Origin of the sequence: Natrinema caseinilyticum (assembly GCF_024227435.1) — an archaeon.
Lineage (GTDB): Archaea > Halobacteriota > Halobacteria > Halobacteriales > Natrialbaceae > Natrinema > Natrinema caseinilyticum.
On sequence record NZ_CP100445.1, the window covers coordinates 1,014,839 to 1,035,579 of the forward strand.

Below are 20,741 nucleotides of genomic sequence, written 5' to 3' on the forward strand. Positions count from 1 at the left end.
CGGATTTCGAATAGAAGGATCGTTCGCCACGCGTTTAGGGCCCGTCGCTCCGCGGTCGGCCCTCTGGCGGGACCGATATCGAACGGCGCCGGAAACCGGGGCGAGCGGACGAATTGCGAGCTCGTTGCGAGAGCGCGGACGATGACGGCGTCTCCGCTTCTCTACGTCGGTGCGATTACCATCGTCGGCGCACACGAACTCCTCGAGTGGCTCCCCCTGTCCGAACCGGCCGAGACGCTCGTCCTCCTTCCGATCACGCTGCTCCGGCTCTCTGCGCAACTGATGGCGCTCGCGTACACCGAACGGAAGGGGTATCGGCGGGACTGTACGGCGACCGAGGAGTGTGCCGACAGTGCGGTCACCGAAACGACACTACACTCAAGCGAACCGGTCTCGTAGGTCACGAGGATCATGTACGTCGACCCCGATCCGGAATGTGACGACGAGGGGTGGGGAGCGACGCGTTCGGCGGTCGTTCCGGCGGTCGCCATCGTGGCGTTCGGCGGAAGCTACGTCGGAACTTACGGGCTCGATCGGTACCTGACTTACACGGAGTTGCTCGGCCAGAACGGCGTCGTCCTCCAGTTCGCCGTCATGGTGGGGCTGATCGCGCTTCACGAAGCGATCCACGCCGTCGCCTACGCGACGGTCGGCGGCCTCTCGTGGGACGAAATCGACGTCGAGTTCGCACTCGAGTTCGAGGACGGGTACGATCCGCTCCACCACTCGGTGCATCCGGCGCGACCGGTTCGACGCTGGGTCTACTACGTCGGCGTCGCTGCACCGGGGGTCGTCCTCGGGTTCGTTCCCGCCGCAATCGCGCTCCTGACCGGCAACCCGCTCGCGATGTTCGTCGGGATCGTCGGCCTCCTGTTGCTTTCGACGGACGTCGGATCCCTCGTCAGCGCCTGGCGGAACCCGGAGGCGATGGCCGTACCGGAGCCGGCGAACTGAAGACTGCACGGGCCGGTGAATCCGCGACGCGACGTGCGGCCGGTCCCCAGATTCGCCCGGTCGATGGCGCTCGACGCGGGAACCGAGGATCGTGAGAGTGAACGTCTGGAGAGGGACGTCCGTCAGCGGTGGCTCGAGGCCACCGCAGTTTATGACAATCGAGTAACCGAAAAAGCGTTCGCCAAGCGTTGAAGCGGGCACGAACCGTGCCTGTCTCCAACCATGTCCAACGGGAACGCTTCGACGGATCGAGCGGCCGGAGAGCAACCGTCGACGGAGAGACACACTGTGAACGAAGCCGAGGGTACCGGATCGATCCCGGGGCAGCCATCTGGAGCGGAGTCGTCCGCTCTCCGGTCGCGGCTCCCAAGTCCGACGTCCTTCGCGATTCTGTTCGTCCTCGGAATCCCGGGCACGCTGTTTCCGTCGCTGCGGCGCCTCGAGATCTTCTATCTGTTCGGATTGTTCGGCCTCTGGCCGATGGTGAAGGCGGTCCTACCGTCGGCGAACGGCGATACGGACGGCGAGCCGACGGACTGGATCACGATGGGGACGCAGTCGCGCGTTCGGCCGCTCGTGTCGATGCTGTACCTTCAGCTCAATCCCTCCCTCCAGCTAACGGGAATCCGACAGCTCGCCGGCCACGTTCCGGTCCTCCTCCGGTATCGGTTCCGACTGCCGAACCCGGACCGGTTCGAGCAGCAGGTCGACTACCGACTGCCGGTCGCGGGGGAGTGGACGGTCGTCAACGGCGGGCCGACCCGCGAGTCCTCCCACTCGTGGGGGCTGCTCGCCCAGCGATACGCCTACGATCTGGTCGTGACCGACGAACGGGGGCGCTCCCACGAGGGGAGCGCCGAGAGTCCGGCGGCGTACCACTGCTTCGGCGAGCCAGTCGTTGCACCCGCCGACGGCGTGGTTGTCGCGGCCGAAGACGGTCACCGCGATTATCATCGGGCCGGCGGGTGGCTGGATCCGCGCCAGCGCGACCTGCGGGGGAACCACGTGACGATCGAACACGCGCCCGGCGAGTACAGCGTTCTCGCACACCTGCAGGAAGGCAGCCTCGCGGTCTCCGCGGGAGACCGCCTCGAGCGCGGAGACCGTATCGCCAGGTGTGGACACTCCGGCAACTCGACGGAGCCACACCTTCACTTTCAGCTCCAGGACCGGGCCTCGTTCTTCCGATCGATGGGGCTCCCGATTCACTTTTCGAACCTGTCCGTTCGGGACCCCGACGGCGAGAAGACGTCGCACGAGCGTGCCTACATTACTGCCGGCCAGCGAGTCGCGTCGACGGAGTGATCGATGGCCCATTCGGGCGCGTCTCGGTTCGCCGTGTCGTTGCTCGTGCGAAACGGCATTCGGTCCGGACGCTACTCGAGCGTCTCCTGCGTAATCGTGTCCGGGAGCAATTCGCCGAGCGTGTACGCGCTAACGTCGTCGCCCTCGTCGCAGACGATCTCCAGGTCGCCGTCACAGAACTCCGTCAGGGTCTGGCGACACATCCCGCAGGGAGTGACGCCGTCGCGTCGGCCGGAACTGACGGCGAGTCGCGAGAACTCGTGGTGGCCGTTCTTGACCGCCTCAGCGATCGCGACCTCCTCGGCGTGGAGGCTGTTGCTGAAGTTCGCGTTCTCGAGGTTACAGCCGACGAAGACCTCACCGTCATCGGTCTCGAGGGCCGCACCGACGGTATAGCCGGAGTACGGGACGTGCGCGCGGTCCTGAATGTCGCGAGCGGCGTCGATCAGGTCGTCCATGCGGACCGGTTGGTGGTGTGGCTACCAAAGACGTTGGGTCGAGAGGGCGAGTCGGTCGCCAACCGAGATCGGTGGCCGCTCACCGGTTTTCCGCGACCGCCGTTTCGATGACTGCGCGCGCATCGGCGACGAGCTCGTCGACGGTATCGCTCTCGGCGTAGAGCCGAACGTACGGTTCCGTGCCGCTCGGTCGGACGAGTATCCACGAGGCGTCGTCGAACTCGAGGCGGACGCCGTACTCCGTTTCGACCGCTGCCTCCGGGAACGCCTCGGGGAGTGCGACCTCGAGGGCGGCCATGGATTCGGATTTCGCGTCGTCGGGGCAGTCGACGCTGACCTTTCGGTACGGTCGCTCGCTGACCGGGGCACGGAGCGTCTCGGTGTCCCCGGCCTCGGCGACGAGCGTGGCCACGACCGCGGCGCTGACCACGCCGTCTATCCAGCCGCCGAACGCGGTGTGGATGTGTTTCCAGGGTTCGGCGGCGAAGACGATCTCGGTGTCGTCGCCGCCGCGGTTCCGTTCGCGGGCGATTCCTTCGTGGAGCGCACCCAGTCGGACGCGTTCGACGCGACCGCCGGCCGCACGGACCCGCTCGTCGATGCGGGCCGAGGCGTTCGGGGTCGTGACGACGACTGGATCGTCGGCAGTGCTGGTAGCCGTATAGCGGGCGGCGACCACCGCGAGGATCGTATCTTCGTGGATCACGTCGCCGTCGGGACCGAGGACGACGAGTCGGTCGGCGTCACCGTCGTGGGCGAGGCCGAGATCGAACGTCCCGTCCGCGAGGAACGCGGAGAATTCGGAGAGCGTCTCCGGAGTGGGTTTGCTGTCGCGACCGGGGAAGTGTCCGTCGACGGAGGCGTTGACCGCGACGACCGACGCGCCGAGACGCTCCAGGACCTGCGGCGTCGCGAGCCCGCCCATCCCGTTCCCGCAGTCGACGGCGATCCGAACCCCCTCGAGGAGGTCCGTCGAGGCCGACGCCTCGGCTTCGGTCCCCGCATCTCGAGGGTGGAACTGCTCGCGAACGTACGACACGACGGCCTCGCGGTACCGATCGAGTACGGGAAGTCGTTCGGCGTCGCCCCACTCGTCCCAGTTGGCGACCCGCGAATCGTCGGTCGCGACGCGGTCCTCGATGATCCGCTCGGCGTCGGCGTCGTACTCGACACCGTCGACGAAGAGTTTGATGCCGTTGTCCGCGGGAGGATTGTGGCTCGCGGTGAGCATGATCCCTCGCCGGTCCCGCGAGGCGAACGCGAGAGCGGGCGTCGGAACCTGGCCGAGGCGACGGACGTCGGCCCCGACGCTCTCGAGGCCGGCTTCGACGGCTGCCGCGAGTGCTGTACCCGTTTCCCGCCCGTCGCGGCCGACCACGAACGTTTCCCCGGGTTCGCCGGCGGCCTGGCCGACCGAGAGCGCCAACGACGGTGTCACCTCCTCGATCGGACCGCGAATCCCTGCCGTCCCAAAAAGCGTCATATACGTCCGTTCCGTGAGGAGGTACTTAGCAACACTGCCCGGATCGCTCTCGACGAACGCGGTTGCCGAACGCGTTTCGTTACTCGGCGGGCAGGTCGTCGATCAGGACGACCGCCTCACCGTCGATCACGGTGGCGTCTTCGTCCTCGTTACGGACGACCGTCTCGAGTCGGTACTGGTCGTTACCGAGGTTTTCGACGATTTCGACGCGGGCGGAGACGCGGTCGCCGACGCCGACCGGTCCGCTGAACTCGAGATCCTGAGAGAGGTAAATCGTGAGTCCGGGAAGCCGGGCGAGCGCCGCGCTGATCAGGCCGGAGGCGAGGGTCCCGTGGACGATCCGCTCGCCGAAGCGGGTCTCGGCTGCGAACCCCTCGTCGAGGTGGAGGCGGTTCGTGTCGCCGCTTACGGCGGCGAACGCCCGAACGTCTTCGTCGGTGATCGCTTTCTCGAAGGTAACGGTGTCACCGACGCTGATGCGGTCGGGGTCGTCGACGGTGCGGTCGAACTGCCAGTCGAGATCGGAGTAATCGATCGACGGGATGGAAGGGGAAATTCGGTTCCGCTCCTGGCCGTTTTCGCCGTCGATAGACGGAAGCATCGCCGAAACAGCCGCCCGGTTCGCCGCCGTCGCAGTTCGAAGGAACCCACGCGTCATCGCCGACCACGCGGTCGTCATAGCACTCAAGTTATCTCCTCGAGTATTCTGGTGGGACATCTACGGGCGGCTAAGTGTGGGGTGTATATGACTTCTTTGGCTGTTCTAATACCAATTTCCTGACACCAAGGGCCCGTAATAGCACCCTACAGGGACTCTCGAAGGTCCGTTCGATCAGTACAGTGTCGATATCTGAATCGCTGGCTTAGCACAGTCGATAACTCCCGCTCGAACCGCACACTGACACGAAAAATCATCATGGGGAGTTCGCTACCATCTGTTACCATCAAATGGGTATCAGTGTAAAGGCTTAAGAGGACTGCTCTCCAAGGGACTGTTGATGACGGACGACTCCGACCGATCGCTCTGGTTCCCGCCTGCGATGTTCGCCGAGGGGATGCAGGAAGCAGGAGAGCAGGTCGCGGAATCCCAGCAGGAGATGATGAAGCAGTTGTTGCAGGCCACGTCGGCGGATCCGTTCGAAAGCGGGTCGGCGTTCGGCCCGATGAACATGGGTACGGCGACGTTCAAAGCCCGCGTCCAGAGCGGCGGTCGGGTCAGTATTCCCGGCCCCGAACGGGAAGCCCTCGACATCGAAGAGGGCGACATCGTCCAGACAATCGTCATCCCCGTCAAACGAAACCGAGAGGAGTAATCATGACCCAGAACCCATTCACCGCAGTCTTCGACGCACAGCGCACCGCAATCGAACAGAGTCAGAACATGACCCACGACGCCATAGAGGCCCAGCAGACGTCGCTCGGCGCCATCGCCGACGCCGTCGAGACCTCGGGTGCGATGTTCGAATCCAACGCCGAAGTCACTCGCGGTGCCGTCCGCGCCTACTTCGACGCCATGGAAGCCGGGCTCCCCGAAGGAAGCGCCAACTTCGACGAACTCCGCGAACTCGTCGACGAAGGCTTCGACTCCGCTACGGAGGCGCAGTCCCAGTCGCTCGAGGCAGTCGTCGAAGCGGTCGAGGAATCGGAAGTCGCCTACGAGGAGTTCGCCCGGAGCTACGCCGAAGTCGTCGACACGTCGTTCGACGCCTACCTCGACGCCCACGAGCAGGTCGAGCAGAACGTGACCGCCGTCGCGGAGAACGTCGAAGAGGCCGCCGACGAGTTCGACGTCTCGGCCTAACGTAGGGACGCCGTTTTTTACAGTACACCGTCAATTTTCACCCATGGCAGACTCACAACCCCCGGCACAGAACTGGAACACGTTCGTCGAGCAGTGGAACGAGCAATTCCTCGACGCGCTCGAGGACAACATGGAAGCGCAGGCCCGATTCGTCGAGAGCTGGTCCGAGACGGTCGGCGATATCAGCGAGGACGCCGAAGTCTCGGACGGCGTCGAGGGCTACGCCCGCGCCTACGAGACGTGGATGAACGCCTCGAAACAGATGGTCGAGCGCATGAACGATCAACTCGAGGGCGAGGACGTCGATGTGGAGGAATTCCGTGACATCTGGCTCAACACGGCCAACGAGGCGTTCAAGGACGTCATGTCGACGACCGCGTTCGCGAAAATGACCGGCGAAACCGTCGGCGACGTCCTCGAACTTCAGCAACAGGCCGACGAAGCGTCCCAGGAGACGCTCCGAACGCTCGGCTTCGCGACCGAAGCGGACGTCGTCGAAATCGGCGACAGGCTCGTCGAACTCGAGCGCCGCCAGCACGCCGTCGAGGAAAAACTCGACCGCGTTCTCGAACAGATAGAAGACGAGCAATGAAAAACCCGTATTCGTTCGCACTGAACATGCAACGCCAGGCCTGGGAGGGTGCGGCCGATCTGGCGGACAAAACCTCGGTTGCCCCGGAACGGACCGAAACGGTCGAAAACGTGGCAGTCGGCCAGACGCCGAGCGACGTGGTCTACGAGGAGAACAAGCTGCGATTGCTCCACTACGAGCCGATGACGGAGGAGCAACACGACGTTCCGATCCTCGTCGTCTACGCGCTCATCAACAAACCGTACATCCTCGATTTGCAGCCCGACCGCTCGGTCGTCCAGACGCTTCTCGAGTCCGGCTTCGACGTCTACCTGATCGACTGGGGTGAGCCGTCCAAACTCGATCGGACGCTGTCGCTTTCGGACTACGTCAATCGCTACATCGACAACTGCGTCGACGTCGTCCGCGACCGCTCCGGCCAGGATTCGATCAACATCCTCGGATACTGCATGGGTGGCACGAAGTCGGCCATGTACGCCTCGCTGTACCCCGAGAAAGTCAAAAATCTCGCGTTGATGGCCGCCGGCCTCTGCTTCGACGGGGAAGGCGGCGTCCTCGAGCTCTGGGGGTCCGAGGACTACTACGATCCGGAAGCGGTCACCGACACCTTCGACAACGTTCCGGCGGAGTTCCTAGACGTCGGCTTCGCGCTGATGGATCCCGTGGCGAACAACGTGACGAAGTACGTTCGGTTCTACGACAACATCGAAGACGAGGACTTCGTCGAGAACTTCGCCCGAATGGAGCGCTGGCTCGACGAGGGAATCGACGTCGCGGGCGTCGCCTACGAGGAGTTCATCCGGGACATCTATCAGGAGAACAAACTCTACACCAACGATCTCACGCTGGACGGCAACCGCGTCGACCTCTCCCGGATCGATATGCCCGTCTTACAGATCGTCGCGGAGTACGATCACCTCATTCCACCGGGTGCCTCCAAGCCGTTCAACGACGTCATCGAGTCCGACGACACCGAGATCCTCGAGTTCGCGACGGGCCACATCGGCATGTCCGTCTCCTCACGGAGCCACGACGACCTCTGGCCGCGGGTCTGTGAGTGGTTCGAGGACCGCTCGAACGGGACCGAAGCCGAAGCCGAGCCGGAATCGCCCGCCGAACCCGAGTCGGTCGGCGAACCGTCACCCGGTGCGGACGCCGCGCTCGCGGAGGACGTCAGCGGAGCCGAATCGGGTGTCGAGGATCTCGCAGACGGCGGCTCGAACGTCGAAACGACCGCGAGTTCCGACGCCGGAACCGGAATCGAGACCGGGAACGAAGGAGAGGCGGAGGTCGTCGGAGACGAGGCGGAGACCGACGATCTCACCGAACTGACCGGAATCGGTCAGGCATACTCGGAGGAACTCACCGCCGCCGGTATCGAGACGTTCGACGATCTCGCCGACGCCGACGTCGCCGAGCTCGCCGCCGAGACGGGACTCTCTCCGAGCCGGATCGACGACTGGATCGAACAGGCCCGACAGCAGTAGTGGGTTCGCCACTCCGATCACGGGACGCCGGATCGGAGACGGCGGTCGGTCGATCCACGGAAAACGAGTGATTCACGGCGAACGATCGAACCAGGGGGTTCGAGTAGCGATTCCGACGGCCGACGACGGCCGTCGGGACGGGGGCCCGTTCGGGGGCGGTTCGCGGCGAATATTTTGCAATGTAACAGGTCGTTATTTACCATCGGACGTTGAACGTTCCAGCTATGTCTATGGATGGTCGCACCTGCGTCATCACTGGTTCAGCACGGGGTATCGGTCGCGGAATCGCAGAGCACCTCGGCGAAGAAGGAGCGAACGTCGTCGTTAACTACAGATCGTCGGAGGGGCCTGCACACGACGCCGTCGAAGCCATCGAAGCCAAAGGCGGGTCCGCCGTCGCGGCGAGGGCGGACGTCAGCGACCGCGCGGAGGTCGAGCACATGCTCGAGGTCTGTCACGAAGCGTTCGGCCAGTGTGACGTGCTGGTGAACAACGCCGGAATCACGGCAGACAAGCAGTTCACCGAGATGTCACGCGAGGAGTGGGACCGCGTGATGGACGTCAACCTCGGCGGCATGTTCAACTGCACCCAACTGTTCTACGACGACATCTGGAACGCGGAGGAGGGTCGACTGATAAACATCTCGAGCGTCGTCGGGAAACAGGGCAACTTCGGACAGGCGAATTACGCCGCCGCGAAAAGCGGTATGTTCGGCTTTACGCGAACGATCGCCCTCGAACTCGCCCAGGGCGGTTCGACGGCCAACTGCGTCGCACCCGGCTTTACCGCGACCGACATGCTCGAAAGCGTTCCCGACAGCGTCCTCGATCGAATTATCGCGGGAATCCCGCTCGAACGACTCGCGGAAGTCGAGGACATCGCGGCCGTCGTGCGATTCCTCGCGAGCGAGGAGTCGTCGTACGTGACGGGTGAAGTGATCGACGTCAACGGCGGCATGGACCTCTGACCGACCGGTCGACCACCGGACTGTCGCCCCGCGGTGAGTTTTCTCGACCGTGTCCGAGAACGGAAAGCGGTGCGACACCTGACCGCGGCCCCGCACGAACGATCACGTCTCCTGGCACGCACGTATATGTGTTCGCAACTGTTAGACTGAATTCAGGTCTGGAACATGGATACGAAAGATGTCCAAATCTTGACCACGCTCGCAAGTGCTGGCACGGCGAGTCCCGAAACGATCGAAGAATTGACCGGAATTCCGAAATCGACCGTTCACTATCGGCTCACCCAGCTCCGCGAGTCCGGCATCATCGAGAACGATATCTACGATATCAACCTTGAGGAGGCCGGACTATCCATCACGCTCATCTCGGAAATCTGGGCGGAGTTCGAGGAAGGGTATCACGATACCGTCGGCGAGCAACTCGCCGCCGTCGAAGGCGTCAACCAGGTGTATTTCACGATGGGGGACACCGATTTCGTCGTGATCGCCCACCTCGCGAACCGCGAGATGGTCGAGAAGTTAATCGAAGACTACGAATCGATCGACGGAATCGATCGTACGTCGTCCAAATTCGTTATTTCCACCGTCAAAGACGAACCGAACGCCCTCAACGATTTTCACGTCGAGACGCTGATCGACGCGCTCGCCGACTAGCAGCGCCGACTGGGAAACCGCGCAGGTCCGCTCGAGCGAGCGACGGCGCCACCGCCCGTCGGCAGTTACGTCCGTCGTTTCGCTTTTTGCAGGACCCGAACGTTCTCGATTCCGGTATTCGGGTACTGACCATCCTCGTCTTTCTCGACGGCCTTGACCATGTCCCAGACGACGTTCAGACCGGTCGTCACCCCCTCGAGAGCTTCCATCTCACAGCCCGTCTTGCCGGTGGTCTCGACGGCGACCCGCAGTTCGACCCGATCGTCACCGAGCGAGAAGTCGGTCTCGACGTTCGTGATCGGGATCTGGTGGCACATGGGGATCGTCTCCCAGGTGTGCTTGACGGCCTGGATCGCGCCGATTCGGGCGGTCGCGAGGACGTCGCCCTTGCCCACCTCGTCGTCGGTGATCGCCTCGATCGTCGACCGTCGAAGGCGGATCTCCCCGGCCGCGACCGCACGACGCTCGCTATCCGGTTTGTCGCCGACGTCGACCATCTGAACGTCGCCCTCCGCCGTGGTGTGGGTCAGTTCGTCCGCATCGGCATCCGTCCGCGTCCCCGTCTCCGTCCCAGTGTCGGTATCCGTCCCCGTCTCGGCACGCCCGTTTCCGCCGTCACTCGGGTCGCCCGCGTCGTCGTTCTCACTCATCCGCCTCACCCCAGAGGGCAGCGGGAATTTCCGCGAGCATTTCCGACGCGAGAAAGCCGTTCGACGCCGTCGGAGCGAGTCGTTCGCCGGCGCGACCGTTGACGAACGCGGCCGCCGCCGCGGCGTCGAGCGGATCGGCGTGCTCGAGCAGTGCCGCGACGATCCCCGCCAGCAGATCGCCGGTTCCCCCGACTGTCATCCCGGGCGACCCCGCTCGACAGACCCGGGTTCGCTCGCCGTCCGTCGCGACGTCGTCGACGCCCTTCGCGAGGACGACGTGACCCAGTTCGGCCGCGAAATCCGCGACCTCGTCCGCTGTCTCGCGCAGCGAATCGGTATCCGGACCGCCCATCCGGGCGAGTTCCCCGCGGTTCGGCGTACAGACCAGGGTCGCATCCGTTTCGAGATCCGGGACGATCGACAGGGCGTCCGCGTCGACGACCGCCGGCCCCGTGTAGGACTCGAGGAACGTACGGGCGGCCTCGAGCGTCTCGTCTGCGGTCCCGAGGCCCGGACCGAGCACGACCACGTCGTCGTGGCGCTCCGCCGTGTCCACGAGGTCGTCGACCTGCTCGGGCGAGAGTCTGTCGCTCCCGTAGGGCTGGACGATGAGGTCCTCGGCGTATCCCTGAATCTCGCCGGCGACCGACTCCGGTGCGGCGACGAAGGAGAGTTCCATCCCGGCCCGCAACGCCGCTTGCGCTGCCAGTGCCGGCGCACCGGTGTAGGGACCGCCACCGATGACGAACGCCCGCCCGTCGCGGCGCTCCGGGCGCGCGAGGCCGACGTCCCCGGGGCCGACGAACCGCTCCGCGGCCGCCGGGATGCCGATGTCGGCGACGGTGACGTCGGCCGCGAGGTCACCGAGACCCGGTTTCGTCCGGTGGAACGTGACGACGCGGTCGGCCTCGATGCCGTTGTCCGCGTGCGCGCCACCGTCGGCGTCGAACCCCGACGGAACGTCGACCGCGACGACGGTCACGTCCGCCTCGTTGATCGCCCGTGCGGCGGTCGCCGCCGGTTCTCGGAGGTCGCCGCTGATCCCCGTTCCGAGCATCGCGTCGACGATCACGTCCGCATCGGGGAGGTCGAACCCGCTCGAGTCGGTCACTTCCCGTGCGTCGTAGTCGGCCCCACGCAGCGCGTCCCAGTTCTCGCGAGCGATGTCGGTGCCGATCAGTTCGGCGCGGCCGAGCAACAGCGTCGTGACCCGATACTCGTCCAGGAAGCGAGCGGCGACGAAGGCGTCACCGCCGTTGTTTCCGCGGCCGGCGACGACGACGACTCGAGCGCCCGGATCGGCAACCGCCCGAATCTCGCGGGCGACCGCGTTTCCGCTCGACTCCATCAACTGCTTGCGCGGGACGCCGAGTGCCGCGGCGTTCGCATCGACGGCGGCCATTCGCTCGCCAGTAATCATGGGACAGGGTTCGGCCGGCCGACCGTTGAAGATTGCGGACACCGGCCCCAGTGATCACCCGGGTTTTCCATTCGGCGTTCGGTATCCCGAGCCGATCATTGCCCCGAATTCGGTCAGTCGACGCGACTGCACCGGCGAGCAAACTTATACCAGATGGTGACCGATTCGGTGACAGACACCGATTCAAATGGCGTGACAATGGACGCCCTACCATAACAGCGAGAGAGTCCCCGACGTTCACGCCGGGGAGGATGTCGTAGCACGAACGCGGACGGAACGGGCCTCGGTCTGTCGATCGTTCAGAACGTCGTCAACGCCCACGGCTGGGACGTCACCGTTTCCGAGAGCGCTCACGGCGGTGCCAGATTCGAGGTCGTCGAGGTCCCGTCCGTCGCGTTCGGATCGGTTGGGAATCGCGTCGGACGCTGACCCACATCGGAATCCGTCTCGAGTGACACGTCCCCGGCCCGGTGACCGGTCGAAGCGATATTCGGCCGGTCGAAGCGACGCGTCCCCGACCCACGACACCATTCATCAATAACGATTTTTAGTTTTCTATATCGAAATTATACTTGGCAATATATAAAACCCGCCGGCCCCAACCAACGACATGGCCGCAAGAGAGTTCGACGACTCCGCCGACCAGTTCGATTCACCGATCGACCAACCCGACCTCCGGCTCTATTTGCCGGGTACACCGAGCGTCACGTTCCTCGAGTACGTCGAAGTGGCGATGAAAATGTTGTTCGGCCGGTAACACGCTCGAGACCGGCCATCGTCTGGTACCGATTCGAAGCCGCGAGCGAATCACCGGCGAACGGGACTCGAGAGATGGCGACGGTTCGCTCTCCGTTCGAAGCCGTGCGTCAATACCGGATTTCGAATCCGTCCTCGCTTTTGGGCTCCTCGAATTCGGCCTGGACGTCTTCGACGTCGGCCGCCGGGCTTCCCGTGTGACACCACTCGATCATCCCCTCGACGGCGTCCTCGGGGCCCTCGAAGACCGCCTCGACGCGACCGTCGTTCAAATTCTTCACCCAGCCGTCGACGCCCTTCTCGTGTGCCGCGTCACGAGTATTGGCGCGGTAGTAGACGCCCTGTACCGTTCCCGAGACGAACACGTGTGCGCGGGTTCGACCTGCCATGCCCCAGTGGTCGACCGCGAGGGTGAAAAAGCCGGGTCCGCTCCGCCCGCAGTCGGACCCACTCTCGGGTGTCCACACGGCGCGACGGTCCGAAGCGACACAGGCAGGTGTCTCGAGGACCTACTCGAGTCCCGTGACCGTACGGCACCGAGACGGCATCCACTTCGAGCGGGGCGGCGAGCCGTGGGTCGTCGCCGACGCTCGAAGCGCCGCGGGCAGGGTCAACGTCGTGAGCCACGCCCACGCGGATCACACGTTTCGGACGGCGTCGGAATCGATCGTCTGCTCGGCCGAAACCGCCGCGATAGCCGAGGCCAGGACCGGTACCGGATTCGCGTTCGTCGAACGTGTCCCGGGCATCGAACTCGTTCCGGCCGGCCACGTCGTCGGCTCCCGCGCGGCGATCATCGATCTGGAGCGCGTGCCCGGCAGTTCCGCGGATGTGTCCGACGACGGCGGTCCCCGGCGCTACTGTTACACCGGCGATTTCTCGACGCGCGATCGGTGTTACCTCGAGGGGTTCGATCCCCGCGCCGTGGACGTGGACGCGCTCGTTATGGAAACGACGTACGGGCTTCCAAAGTACCGATTTTCGACGCAGGAGGAACTCGAGGCGGCGATCACCGACTGGCTTCGAGACAACGACGACCGGCCGTGTTTCCTGTTCGGCTACTCGCTGGGCCGCGCCCAGAAGCTCCAGTGGCTGGCCCGCGACGCGACGGTCGACGGGGATCGAGAGATCCTCGTCTCCGACTCCATCCGCGAGGTGAACCGGGCGATCGAACGGGCGACCGACGGCGTCTCACCGGACGGACCGACCGATCGCTCGACGAACGGATCGGCTGCGGGCGGCCTCGCGTTCCCCGGGCGACGCTACGACTCGCTGCGCGGACTGACCGACGAAATCGTGATCCTGCCGTCGAATCAGGCCCGAGCCGACTGGGTCGAGACGGCCGTCGACCGCGAGAACGGTCTGAAGGCGGGCTTTTCGGGGTGGGCGGTCGACGACTCCTTTCGCTATCGAGGAAACTACGACGTGACGTTTCCGCTCACGGACCACTGCGACTTCGACGAACTCGTCGAAACGGTCCGCGCGATCGATCCGGAGATCGTCGACACGAATCACGGCTTCGACGAGGCGTTCGCCGACCACCTCGCGACCGAGTACGGCTACCGAGCGCAGCCGCTGAAGCGAAACCAGACGACCCTCTCGGAGTTCCGCTGATGGACCGCATCGAACGCTTCGAAGAGTCCCGCGACGTCTCGAGCGGGCGTGCGACGATCCGGGAACTGCTCGAGTTGCTCGTCGGCGCGAGCGCGCTCGCGAACGTCCTGCTCGGCCGGCAGGTCGCGCTCTGGGGTCGCGGGGATTCTCGTCGTCTTCGCAGTCACGCTCGTTTCGCAGGCTGGGCCGTGGCCGGGCGCGAAGACGACGAGGAGTAACCGCCCGCCACCGGACACCGGTCGAGTAGGTGGTCTCACTCGCCGGTTCGCAAGTGGTGGAAGAGATACGTCTGGGCGTATCCCGCGTATTCGCCGCCGAGTCGGTCCCGAATCGCTCGCGAGGTCTCGGCGTATGACCCACGGTCACAGTCCGGATAGTGCTCCGCGATTGCCGATTTGATCCAGGTGTCGAGCGGAACGGCCTCGTCGAATCCCAGCGAAAAGAGCAGGACGCAATCCGCGACTTTGTCGCCGACGCCTACGAACTGCGTCAGGTAGTCTCGAGCCGCCTCGTACTCGAGGTCCCGAGCCGCCTCCGGGTGTGCCTCGCCGTGTGCGACCATCTCGGCCGTCCGGACGACGTAGGGGGCTCGATAACCGAGTCCGAGTTCGCGGAGTTCGGCTTCGGTCGCCGTCGCGAGTCGTTCCGGGGTCGGAAATTCCGCGTAGACGTCGCCGTCGAACGTCCGCTCCTCGCCGTACTCCCGCGCCAGCGTCGAGACCATCCCGTGAATGCGGCTCACCCGCATCTGTGCCGAGCAGATGAACGAGATCAGCGTTCCGAACGCGGGATCGGCGACCAACCGCATCCCCCGATGGGCCTCGTAGGCCTCCCGGAGCAACGGGTCGTCCGGTGCGGCGGCGACGATCGCCTCGAGATCGTCGTCCAATCGCAAGAGCCGACGCACCGTCGACTCGGCGTCGGTCGTCGATTCCCACTCGAGGACGTCGTCATCGGGGTCACTCTGGGCCCGAACGCGGATCACCTCGCCGTCGACGACGGTCGAATACCACGAGTCGGGAGCGGCCGTCCCGGCGTACATATCTCCGTCGTCGCGCCGCCAGAGGTAGCTTTGGCCGCTCTCGAGGGTTCGGTACAGGTCCAGTCCGCCGGCCAGTTCGTCGACCGGGATCGTCCCCGTCTCCATTCGTTCGACCCTTCGAGAGCGGCGGCTTTTGCCTTTCGAACCGGCACGACGCTCGCGTTTCGAATCGACGCGGCGAACAAATCCGTCGCTCGCGGGGTCCCGACGCGTCGGAATCGGGACTGCACCCATCTCGTTCGTCGCTGCGAGGCGAACCTTCTTACTGGAGGCGATAGAATGACTGAGCATGAATTGCAGGGTCGTCGTCGAAGCTGCAGTGCCGGTATTCGACGTTGAAACGGAAGACGAGGCGATCCGTATCGCCATCTCGAAGACGGGCGAGATGTTGAACCCTGACCTGAATTACGTGGAGATCAACATGGGTGAGCGAACCTCCCCATCGGGAGAGGAACTCCCACCCGCGTTTATCGCAGCCGACGAGGCGCTCGTCGCGCTCGAACTGGAGATGACCGTCTTCAACGTCGAGCGCGAGGAACACGCCTCGCGAATCGCACGAAAGGAGATCGGTCAACGACTCGAGAACATCCCGCTCGAGGTCGAACACGTCACCGTCTTAGAGGACGAACCGGACGACGATTCGACCGACGACTCGTCAGCGGACCAGGAGGACGATGACCGTGACTCGGCGGCCGAAACCGACGGCGAAGACGACGACGACGACGAGGAAATCCTCCCCGAATTCGAGGATCTGGTCGAGTGAGCGACACCGAAAGTCGGCGCCACTCGATGCGCGACCGTCCGATCGGGAACGTCTCGAGCTGACGGCGAAGCGTGGAACCGTCGCAAGACGAGGGAACCGGTGCGGCCCGTGGCGGCGTCCTGTGGGTCGGTAGTCTTGCCAGTGAGGAAAACTATCGTCCGGAGGATTCGGTACGCGTCTCAGTCTGCGGCGGCGGCGACTGCTTCCTGCTCACCCTCTCGCATGTTCGTTGTGATTCCACCGGCGAGCGCAAAAACAGCAGCTTTGTGATCAGTTTTCGATTTGTGGATCGACGTCGGTCGGATCCCCCGGGACTCGTATTCTTCAAGGTCAATTTGACAATCGTTCCATTCAGCGCACTGGTTCGATACCTCCGCGAGAAGGCCGTGAAGGTGAATGAGCTCCTGTTTCTTCATAACCATGCGGTCCTACCCACTGCAGGGTTATATTATTATCTTGAGTTGCGTTAACACGCAACCCGTGTCGCCTTTTTGGTGTATCACTGCACGGAACGTTTCGAATGCTGGGCCTACGCGAGAAAACCACGGGACAGGGAGCGCGTATACTTCTTATTACTGGCATAAACGATGCTTTCTCTCCTCTTTCCGATATGCTGTGTTCGAAGACTTAAACCGTGACTACCGTTGGAAGGACTGGCCTAAACGGGCCCGACAATCGGACTACCCGAGTTGCTTCAACGTTTGTAAATCGCGATCAGTTCGCATAAACTCGGCTGTACGGCGGGACGCGTGACAGTTCGGACAGTGAAACATCTCGGCCGCAGTCGGGAGTTCGTCCGGAGATGCCTGCCAATCTTTCGCACATTCGGGACACAACAGTTGGACGGTCGTTTTATCCATGCTATCGTCTTTCACAGGAGAGCTGAAAAACGTTACCGCAGTTTTCGAAGAGGGGCGATGAGACTGGAGAAACTCAGAACGGAGCGAAGCCCCGAACCACGCCACGGTGACGAGTCACGACGCCTCGGCGCCCGCGAGTCGCCTCGTCGGTTCCGCATCCCTCGAGTGCGAGGCATCGAACCACGTCCGGTCGTCTGCGGAACGTACCACCGTGTGGCGCGCGTCGAACGACGTCGCGAGAGACCGGGGTCTGTCGATCGTGCGGAGATCCGAGATCAGTTAGAAACCCGGTTTCTGAGGTCGAGTTCGTCCAGCAGGTCGTCGTTTCGGTCCATTTCGGTCTCGAGTTCGACGTGCGCGGTTTCGACCATCAGGTCGACGATTTCCTGACGGTCTTTGCCGGTCGGGTAGCGCCGTTCGAGCGGATCGCCGACGCTGATCTCGAGTGACCAGTACTGGTTGGGATACGCGGTTCGCATGTTGTAGGGGGAATCGTGGTACGCCAGACGGACGACGTACACCGAGAGATCCCGGTCTTCGTCGTAGACGACTTCGATGACGTCCCGTTGGGGATGGCCGTTCCCGTGGCTCGGTCGTTGCTCGTTGTTGTCGTGGGCGGCACTCATCGTTTGAACGTTGTCGTCGATCGCGTTCAAGAGTCGTCCCCGCTGCTTCGACCTGCACGACGTGTATACCGTACAACTTCGCCTTGTATTCGAGGAGAGTGATGGCGATTCGACGAATCGGATACCAGTTCCGACCGGGCATACCGTCCGCTGGTCGGTTCGAGGACGAAAAAACCACCCGCGTCAGGACGACGTGACAGATGACAGCCGGCCTTGTTTACGCAGGTGCGGCCGTATCGGAGGCCTCGAGCAGTTCCTTGTACCGGTTCCGGATGGTGACTTCGGAGATGCTCGCGACCTCGCTGACCTCGTTCTGGGTGACCTTCTCGTTGGTCAGGAGCGCGGCGGCGTACACTGCCGCTGCGGCGAGCCCGACGGGGGACTTCCCGCTGTGGACGCCCTCCTGGCGAGCCGATTCGAGCAGTTCGCGGGCCATCCGCTCGGTCTCGTCGGAGAGATCGAGATCGCTCACGAACCGCGGCACGTAGTGTTCGGGGTCGGCCGGTTTGACCTCGAGGCCGAGCTCCCGGATGATGTACCGGTACGTGCGGGTCAGCTCCATCTTTTCGACTCGGGAGACGGCCGATATCTCGTCGAGGCTGCGGGGGGTGCCGGCCTGGCGAGCCGCCGCGTACAGCGAGGCGGTCGCGACGCCCTCGATCGATCGGCCCGGCAGGAGGTCCTCCTCGAGTGCGCGCCGGTAGATGACGCTCGCCGTCTCGCGGACGTTTTCGGGGAGCCCGAGTGCGGAGGCCATCCGGTCGATCTCGCCGAGTGCCTGCTTGAGGTTGCGTTCCTTGGAGTCGCGGGTGCGGAATCGCTCGTTCCAGGTGCGCAGCCGCTGCATCTTCTGGCGCTGGCGGCTCGAGAGGGCGCGGCCGTAGGCGTCTTTGTCCTGCCAGCCGATGTTGGTCGACAGCCCCTGGTCGTGCATCATTTTGGTGGTGGGCGCGCCGACGCGGGACTTCTCGTCCTTCTCCGAGGCGTCGAACGCCCGCCACTCGGGGCCGCGGTCGATCTCGTCTTCCTCGACGACGAGCCCGCAGTCTTCACAGACCGTCTCGGCGTGTTCGTCGTCCGAGACGAGCCGGCCGCCACACTCCGGGCAGCGCTCCCGCTCGTCGGATACCGTGGTGGTTTCTTCGTCTTCGGTCTCTCGCTCGTTCGTGTACGTCCGGATGCTCGTATCTGTCATGATCTGGATCGGGTGGGTTACTCGGGGCTTCCGGGTGGGGTAACCAGAAGAAACCCGGACGCCTCAGCTAACATAGGGTAAGGCCGTAAGGCATATAAAGCTTTCGCCTACTTTATAAACTAACCCGATTTACTGTTATATATGTTCCGGTTATATAGTGATTAATCATTGGAGATTTCGGGGCCAGGGTTCAGGGGTCCTCCGGACCCGTTTGCTCGTCGACAGTAAAGAGGTGGCCCTCCCGCGGAACGTCGAACAATCCGATACGAGCGCCCGCGTCGAGCCACGCGTGACCGTAGGAAAACGACGCCAGCGCGTTGACGAGGTCCCCCTGGTCTCGAAAGTGCGTTCCGTCCTCGAGATAGGACGCCGCCATTTCGTAACAGTCCGCCGCCGCCGCTTCCATCGGCGTCCCCTCCGGCGGCGCGACCGTGGCCGCCTCGAGCGCCTCCGCAAGTAACTCGCCGTACCGGTTCGTCTTCTCCTCGAGATCGGCACCCATACCCGTTACTCGTCGTTCGATTCCGTAAGTGCGTCGCCTCGAGCGGCCGCCGTCGAGTATCGATGCCCGTTCCGCCCGGTCGGGCGCTCATCGCATCGGACCGGAATTCCGCGTTCGAGTGCCGATCCGTTACCAGCCGGACGCTCGAGCGGACGACGCTGCCGAGCGGCCGCTGTAACGTCCGCATAGATATCACGCGTCCGTTCGAACGGCCTCCTAGTGCGCCTCATACAGGTGTTCGTCCCGTCCGCCCTTCGAGACGACGTCCTACGCGTCCTCGAGGAAGAGGACCTCGATTACGTTCGGATCCACGAGCGGAGCAACGGGGACGACGGCGAACTCGTTTCCTTTCCGATCCCGACCCAGGCGGTCGATCACGTCCTGACGTCGCTGCGCGAAATCGGTATCGAGGACGATTTCACCGTCGTCTCGTCGATCGAGACGGCCAGGACCCCGCGCATCGAAGAACTCGAGGAACGATACGTCAACGGCACCGAAGAGGACGACAGTATCGCCCGCGACGAGATTCGGACGCGGGCGCTGAATATGACGCCCGGCCGGGGGACCTATTACTCGATGACAGTGCTGAGCGCGCTGGTCGCGACCGCGGGCCTGTTGCTCGACTCGCCCGCCGTCGTGGTCGGATCGATGGTGATCGCTCCGCAGGTCAGCGCGGCGCTGACCGGCACCGTCGGGCTGGTTCTCGACGATCGTCCCATGGTCCGCGACGGGCTCTCGTCGCTGGCGGTCGGCCTGGTCGTCGCCATCGCCAGCGCGTTCGCGTTCGCCTGGCTGATTCGGTTCAGTGGCGCCGTCCCCTCGACGGTCGACATCACCGCCATCGCTCAAGTGCAAAACCGGATCACTCCCGGGATGCTCGCGCTCGTCGTCGGGATCTGTGCCGGCGCCGCCGGCGCCTTCGGGCTCGCGACCGCGATTCCCGTCTCGCTCGTCGGGGTGATGATCGCCGTCGCGCTGATTCCAGCCGCCGCCGCGGTCGGAATCGGACTCGCCTGGAGCCACGCGACCGTCGCCCTCGGCGCCTTCGTCCTGGTCGCCGTCAACGCCGCATCCGTTCTCCTCGCGGGAATCGCCGTCTTCTGGCACCTCGGCTATCGACCCGACGGCTGGACGGCCGGGACGATTCGCGGGAACGTCTCTCGAGACCGCCTCGGCTCGCTCGCCGTCGTCGTCGCTCTGAGCGTGATCGTTCTGACCGGCGCCGGCGTCGTCCTCGGCCACCACGTCGCCTTCGAAAACGACGTCAACGACGGCGTCAGGACCGTCCTGGACGACGCCGAGTACGACGGCCTGGAACTGGCGGAAGTGCGGACCGAGTTCAACGACGGCGGCCTCGTAACCGACGAGACCGCGGTCACCGTCGTCGTTCACCGACCCGCGGACCACCCGTATCCGACGCTCGCGGAGACCATCGAGCGGACCCTCGAGGAGCGAACCGATCGGACGGTGACCGTCACCGTCGAATTCGTCGAGGGCGATACGACCGCCGCCGATACCGCAGGGACGTCGTGAGGACCGCTCACGCATCGGGAGCGTCACAGCAAGAGGGCCTCGTTGCTGAGAACGCAATCGGTTTAGGTCTTCTGTCCCAAT

At 64.2% G+C, this 20,741-nt stretch carries 26 protein-coding genes and 1 pseudogene; 15 read left to right on the plus strand and 12 right to left on the minus strand.

The features are described 5' to 3' along the window. Window positions 1–141: 141 nt before the first annotated feature. The 3 genes from NJT13_RS04900 (at window position 142) to NJT13_RS04910 (ending at window position 2,259) form a co-directional block, all read left to right on the plus strand. The gene (locus NJT13_RS04900; RefSeq protein WP_254524369.1) at window positions 142–399 is read left to right on the plus strand and encodes a hypothetical protein; all 258 of its coding nucleotides are present in this window, start codon (window positions 142–144) and stop codon (window positions 397–399) included. A gap of 12 nt (window positions 400–411) precedes the next feature. Further along, window positions 412–954 carry a DUF3267 domain-containing protein gene (locus NJT13_RS04905; RefSeq protein WP_254524370.1) on the plus strand — a complete coding sequence of 181 codons (543 nt, stop codon included), beginning with the start codon at window positions 412–414 and terminating at the stop codon, window positions 952–954. A gap of 288 nt (window positions 955–1,242) precedes the next feature. Continuing rightward, window positions 1,243–2,259: a M23 family metallopeptidase gene (locus NJT13_RS04910; RefSeq protein WP_278002243.1), complete on the plus strand. Its 1,017-nt coding sequence runs from the start codon at window positions 1,243–1,245 to the stop codon at window positions 2,257–2,259. A gap of 71 nt (window positions 2,260–2,330) precedes the next feature. Here NJT13_RS04910 and cdd read toward each other — a convergent pair whose 3' ends face one another. From cdd to NJT13_RS04925, 3 genes are all read right to left on the minus strand, one after another. Continuing rightward, window positions 2,331–2,717: a cytidine deaminase gene (gene cdd, locus NJT13_RS04915; RefSeq protein ID WP_254524371.1), complete on the minus strand. Its 387-nt coding sequence runs from the start codon at window positions 2,715–2,717 to the stop codon at window positions 2,331–2,333. A 79-nt stretch (window positions 2,718–2,796) separates the two neighbouring features. Then, window positions 2,797–4,200, minus strand: coding sequence for a phosphohexomutase domain-containing protein (locus tag NJT13_RS04920; protein ID WP_254524372.1), 1,404 nt, complete (start codon window positions 4,198–4,200; stop codon window positions 2,797–2,799). A 79-nt stretch (window positions 4,201–4,279) separates the two neighbouring features. Continuing rightward, window positions 4,280–4,918: a MaoC family dehydratase gene (locus NJT13_RS04925; protein WP_254524373.1), complete on the minus strand. Its 639-nt coding sequence runs from the start codon at window positions 4,916–4,918 to the stop codon at window positions 4,280–4,282. A 280-nt stretch (window positions 4,919–5,198) separates the two neighbouring features. Between NJT13_RS04925 and NJT13_RS04930 the strand changes: the two genes are divergently transcribed. The 6 genes from NJT13_RS04930 (at window position 5,199) to NJT13_RS04955 (ending at window position 9,699) form a co-directional block, all read left to right on the plus strand. Continuing rightward, window positions 5,199–5,513: an AbrB/MazE/SpoVT family DNA-binding domain-containing protein gene (locus tag NJT13_RS04930; RefSeq protein WP_254524374.1), complete on the plus strand. Its 315-nt coding sequence runs from the start codon at window positions 5,199–5,201 to the stop codon at window positions 5,511–5,513. A 2-nt stretch (window positions 5,514–5,515) separates the two neighbouring features. Further along, window positions 5,516–6,001, plus strand: a complete 486-nt coding sequence (locus NJT13_RS04935; RefSeq protein ID WP_254524375.1) for a hypothetical protein — start codon at window positions 5,516–5,518, stop codon at window positions 5,999–6,001. A gap of 43 nt (window positions 6,002–6,044) precedes the next feature. Then, the gene (locus NJT13_RS04940; protein WP_254524376.1) at window positions 6,045–6,593 is read left to right on the plus strand and encodes a poly(R)-hydroxyalkanoic acid synthase subunit PhaE; all 549 of its coding nucleotides are present in this window, start codon (window positions 6,045–6,047) and stop codon (window positions 6,591–6,593) included. Further along, complete coding sequence (gene phaC, locus NJT13_RS04945; protein ID WP_254524377.1) at window positions 6,590–8,080, plus strand: class III poly(R)-hydroxyalkanoic acid synthase subunit PhaC; 1,491 nt, start codon at window positions 6,590–6,592, stop codon at window positions 8,078–8,080. The genes NJT13_RS04940 and phaC overlap by 4 nt, the downstream gene beginning before the upstream one ends. 224 nt (window positions 8,081–8,304) lie before the next feature. After that, the gene (locus NJT13_RS04950; protein WP_254524378.1) at window positions 8,305–9,048 is read left to right on the plus strand and encodes a beta-ketoacyl-ACP reductase; all 744 of its coding nucleotides are present in this window, start codon (window positions 8,305–8,307) and stop codon (window positions 9,046–9,048) included. A gap of 165 nt (window positions 9,049–9,213) precedes the next feature. Beyond that, entirely contained in the window at window positions 9,214–9,699 is a 486-nt protein-coding gene (locus NJT13_RS04955; protein ID WP_254524379.1) for an Lrp/AsnC family transcriptional regulator, read from the plus strand. 65 nt (window positions 9,700–9,764) lie between these two features. Here the strand turns inward: NJT13_RS04955 and moaC are convergent, their stop codons facing one another. Further along, the gene (moaC, locus tag NJT13_RS04960) at window positions 9,765–10,349 is read right to left on the minus strand and encodes a cyclic pyranopterin monophosphate synthase MoaC (RefSeq protein ID WP_254524380.1); all 585 of its coding nucleotides are present in this window, start codon (window positions 10,347–10,349) and stop codon (window positions 9,765–9,767) included. Then, complete coding sequence (locus tag NJT13_RS04965; protein WP_254524381.1) at window positions 10,342–11,769, minus strand: NAD(P)H-hydrate dehydratase; 1,428 nt, start codon at window positions 11,767–11,769, stop codon at window positions 10,342–10,344. The genes moaC and NJT13_RS04965 overlap by 8 nt, the downstream gene beginning before the upstream one ends. Before the next feature lie 258 nt (window positions 11,770–12,027). Between NJT13_RS04965 and NJT13_RS04970 the strand changes: the two are divergent. Further along, window positions 12,028–12,198 (plus strand): annotated as a pseudogene (locus NJT13_RS04970) (ATP-binding protein); the annotation flags it as partial. A 181-nt stretch (window positions 12,199–12,379) separates the two neighbouring features. Then, window positions 12,380–12,526, plus strand: a complete 147-nt coding sequence (locus tag NJT13_RS04975) for a hypothetical protein (RefSeq protein WP_254524382.1) — start codon at window positions 12,380–12,382, stop codon at window positions 12,524–12,526. A gap of 109 nt (window positions 12,527–12,635) precedes the next feature. On the opposite strand, the gene NJT13_RS04980 is transcribed toward NJT13_RS04975, so the two are convergent. Beyond that, on the minus strand, window positions 12,636–12,914 hold the full coding sequence (locus NJT13_RS04980) for an acylphosphatase (RefSeq protein WP_254524383.1): 279 nt from the start codon (window positions 12,912–12,914) through the stop codon (window positions 12,636–12,638). Window positions 12,915–13,047: 133 nt separating this feature from the next. Here NJT13_RS04980 and NJT13_RS04985 point away from each other — a divergent pair, with 133 nt between their 5' ends. Then, complete coding sequence (locus NJT13_RS04985) at window positions 13,048–14,139, plus strand: MBL fold metallo-hydrolase (RefSeq protein WP_254524384.1); 1,092 nt, start codon at window positions 13,048–13,050, stop codon at window positions 14,137–14,139. Then, window positions 14,139–14,357, plus strand: a complete 219-nt coding sequence (locus NJT13_RS04990) for a hypothetical protein (protein WP_340681185.1) — start codon at window positions 14,139–14,141, stop codon at window positions 14,355–14,357. Before NJT13_RS04985 ends, NJT13_RS04990 begins: the two co-directional genes overlap by 1 nt. Before the next feature lie 35 nt (window positions 14,358–14,392). Here NJT13_RS04990 and NJT13_RS04995 read toward each other — a convergent pair whose 3' ends face one another. Further along, window positions 14,393–15,286, minus strand: coding sequence for a DNA-3-methyladenine glycosylase family protein (locus NJT13_RS04995; RefSeq protein ID WP_254524385.1), 894 nt, complete (start codon window positions 15,284–15,286; stop codon window positions 14,393–14,395). Between the two features lie 184 nt (window positions 15,287–15,470). On the opposite strand from NJT13_RS04995, the gene NJT13_RS05000 reads away from it, so the two are divergent. Next, window positions 15,471–15,944, plus strand: a complete 474-nt coding sequence (locus NJT13_RS05000) for a DUF555 domain-containing protein (RefSeq protein ID WP_254524386.1) — start codon at window positions 15,471–15,473, stop codon at window positions 15,942–15,944. A gap of 179 nt (window positions 15,945–16,123) precedes the next feature. On the opposite strand, the gene NJT13_RS05005 is transcribed toward NJT13_RS05000, so the two are convergent. From NJT13_RS05005 to NJT13_RS05025, 5 genes are all read right to left on the minus strand, one after another. Continuing rightward, window positions 16,124–16,360 carry a UPF0058 family protein gene (locus NJT13_RS05005; protein WP_254525402.1) on the minus strand — a complete coding sequence of 79 codons (237 nt, stop codon included), beginning with the start codon at window positions 16,358–16,360 and terminating at the stop codon, window positions 16,124–16,126. Between the two features lie 264 nt (window positions 16,361–16,624). Further along, window positions 16,625–16,804: a DUF7836 family putative zinc-binding protein gene (locus tag NJT13_RS05010; RefSeq protein WP_254524387.1), complete on the minus strand. Its 180-nt coding sequence runs from the start codon at window positions 16,802–16,804 to the stop codon at window positions 16,625–16,627. Window positions 16,805–17,079: 275 nt separating this feature from the next. Beyond that, window positions 17,080–17,430, minus strand: coding sequence for a hypothetical protein (locus NJT13_RS05015; RefSeq protein ID WP_254524388.1), 351 nt, complete (start codon window positions 17,428–17,430; stop codon window positions 17,080–17,082). 217 nt (window positions 17,431–17,647) lie between these two features. Then, a complete protein-coding gene (locus NJT13_RS05020) occupies window positions 17,648–18,625 on the minus strand; it encodes a transcription initiation factor IIB (protein WP_254524394.1) in 978 nt (325 codons plus the stop codon). Window positions 18,626–18,815: 190 nt separating this feature from the next. Next, entirely contained in the window at window positions 18,816–19,127 is a 312-nt protein-coding gene (locus tag NJT13_RS05025; RefSeq protein ID WP_254524397.1) for a DUF357 domain-containing protein, read from the minus strand. 219 nt (window positions 19,128–19,346) lie between these two features. Between NJT13_RS05025 and NJT13_RS05030 the strand changes: the two genes are divergently transcribed. Next, the gene (locus tag NJT13_RS05030) at window positions 19,347–20,660 is read left to right on the plus strand and encodes a DUF389 domain-containing protein (protein ID WP_254524398.1); all 1,314 of its coding nucleotides are present in this window, start codon (window positions 19,347–19,349) and stop codon (window positions 20,658–20,660) included. Window positions 20,661–20,741: the final 81 nt, after the last annotated feature.

Bases quoted from the DNA above. Each gene is read 5' to 3' on its own strand.
- NJT13_RS04900 (WP_254524369.1), top strand. From the start codon at position 142: ATGACGGCGTCTCCGCTTCTCTACGTCGGTGCGATTACCATCGTCGGC.
- NJT13_RS04905 (WP_254524370.1), top strand. From the start codon at position 412: ATGTACGTCGACCCCGATCCGGAATGTGACGACGAGGGGTGGGGAGCG.
- cdd (WP_254524371.1), bottom strand. From the start codon at position 2,717: ATGGACGACCTGATCGACGCCGCTCGCGACATTCAGGACCGCGCGCAC.
- NJT13_RS04920 (WP_254524372.1), bottom strand. From the start codon at position 4,200: ATGACGCTTTTTGGGACGGCAGGGATTCGCGGTCCGATCGAGGAGGTG.
- NJT13_RS04925 (WP_254524373.1), bottom strand. From the start codon at position 4,918: ATGTCCCACCAGAATACTCGAGGAGATAACTTGAGTGCTATGACGACC.
- NJT13_RS04930 (WP_254524374.1), top strand. From the start codon at position 5,199: ATGACGGACGACTCCGACCGATCGCTCTGGTTCCCGCCTGCGATGTTC.
- NJT13_RS04935 (WP_254524375.1), top strand. From the start codon at position 5,516: ATGACCCAGAACCCATTCACCGCAGTCTTCGACGCACAGCGCACCGCA.
- NJT13_RS04940 (WP_254524376.1), top strand. From the start codon at position 6,045: ATGGCAGACTCACAACCCCCGGCACAGAACTGGAACACGTTCGTCGAG.
- phaC (WP_254524377.1), top strand. From the start codon at position 6,590: ATGAAAAACCCGTATTCGTTCGCACTGAACATGCAACGCCAGGCCTGG.
- NJT13_RS04950 (WP_254524378.1), top strand. From the start codon at position 8,305: ATGTCTATGGATGGTCGCACCTGCGTCATCACTGGTTCAGCACGGGGT.
- NJT13_RS04955 (WP_254524379.1), top strand. From the start codon at position 9,214: ATGGATACGAAAGATGTCCAAATCTTGACCACGCTCGCAAGTGCTGGC.
- moaC (WP_254524380.1), bottom strand. From the start codon at position 10,349: ATGAGTGAGAACGACGACGCGGGCGACCCGAGTGACGGCGGAAACGGG.
- NJT13_RS04965 (WP_254524381.1), bottom strand. From the start codon at position 11,769: ATGATTACTGGCGAGCGAATGGCCGCCGTCGATGCGAACGCCGCGGCA.
- NJT13_RS04975 (WP_254524382.1), top strand. From the start codon at position 12,380: ATGGCCGCAAGAGAGTTCGACGACTCCGCCGACCAGTTCGATTCACCG.
- NJT13_RS04980 (WP_254524383.1), bottom strand. From the start codon at position 12,914: ATGGCAGGTCGAACCCGCGCACACGTGTTCGTCTCGGGAACGGTACAG.
- NJT13_RS04990 (WP_340681185.1), top strand. From the start codon at position 14,139: ATGGACCGCATCGAACGCTTCGAAGAGTCCCGCGACGTCTCGAGCGGG.
- NJT13_RS04995 (WP_254524385.1), bottom strand. From the start codon at position 15,286: ATGGAGACGGGGACGATCCCGGTCGACGAACTGGCCGGCGGACTGGAC.
- NJT13_RS05000 (WP_254524386.1), top strand. From the start codon at position 15,471: ATGAATTGCAGGGTCGTCGTCGAAGCTGCAGTGCCGGTATTCGACGTT.
- NJT13_RS05005 (WP_254525402.1), bottom strand. From the start codon at position 16,360: ATGAAGAAACAGGAGCTCATTCACCTTCACGGCCTTCTCGCGGAGGTA.
- NJT13_RS05010 (WP_254524387.1), bottom strand. From the start codon at position 16,804: ATGGATAAAACGACCGTCCAACTGTTGTGTCCCGAATGTGCGAAAGAT.
- NJT13_RS05015 (WP_254524388.1), bottom strand. From the start codon at position 17,430: ATGAGTGCCGCCCACGACAACAACGAGCAACGACCGAGCCACGGGAAC.
- NJT13_RS05020 (WP_254524394.1), bottom strand. From the start codon at position 18,625: ATGACAGATACGAGCATCCGGACGTACACGAACGAGCGAGAGACCGAA.
- NJT13_RS05025 (WP_254524397.1), bottom strand. From the start codon at position 19,127: ATGGGTGCCGATCTCGAGGAGAAGACGAACCGGTACGGCGAGTTACTT.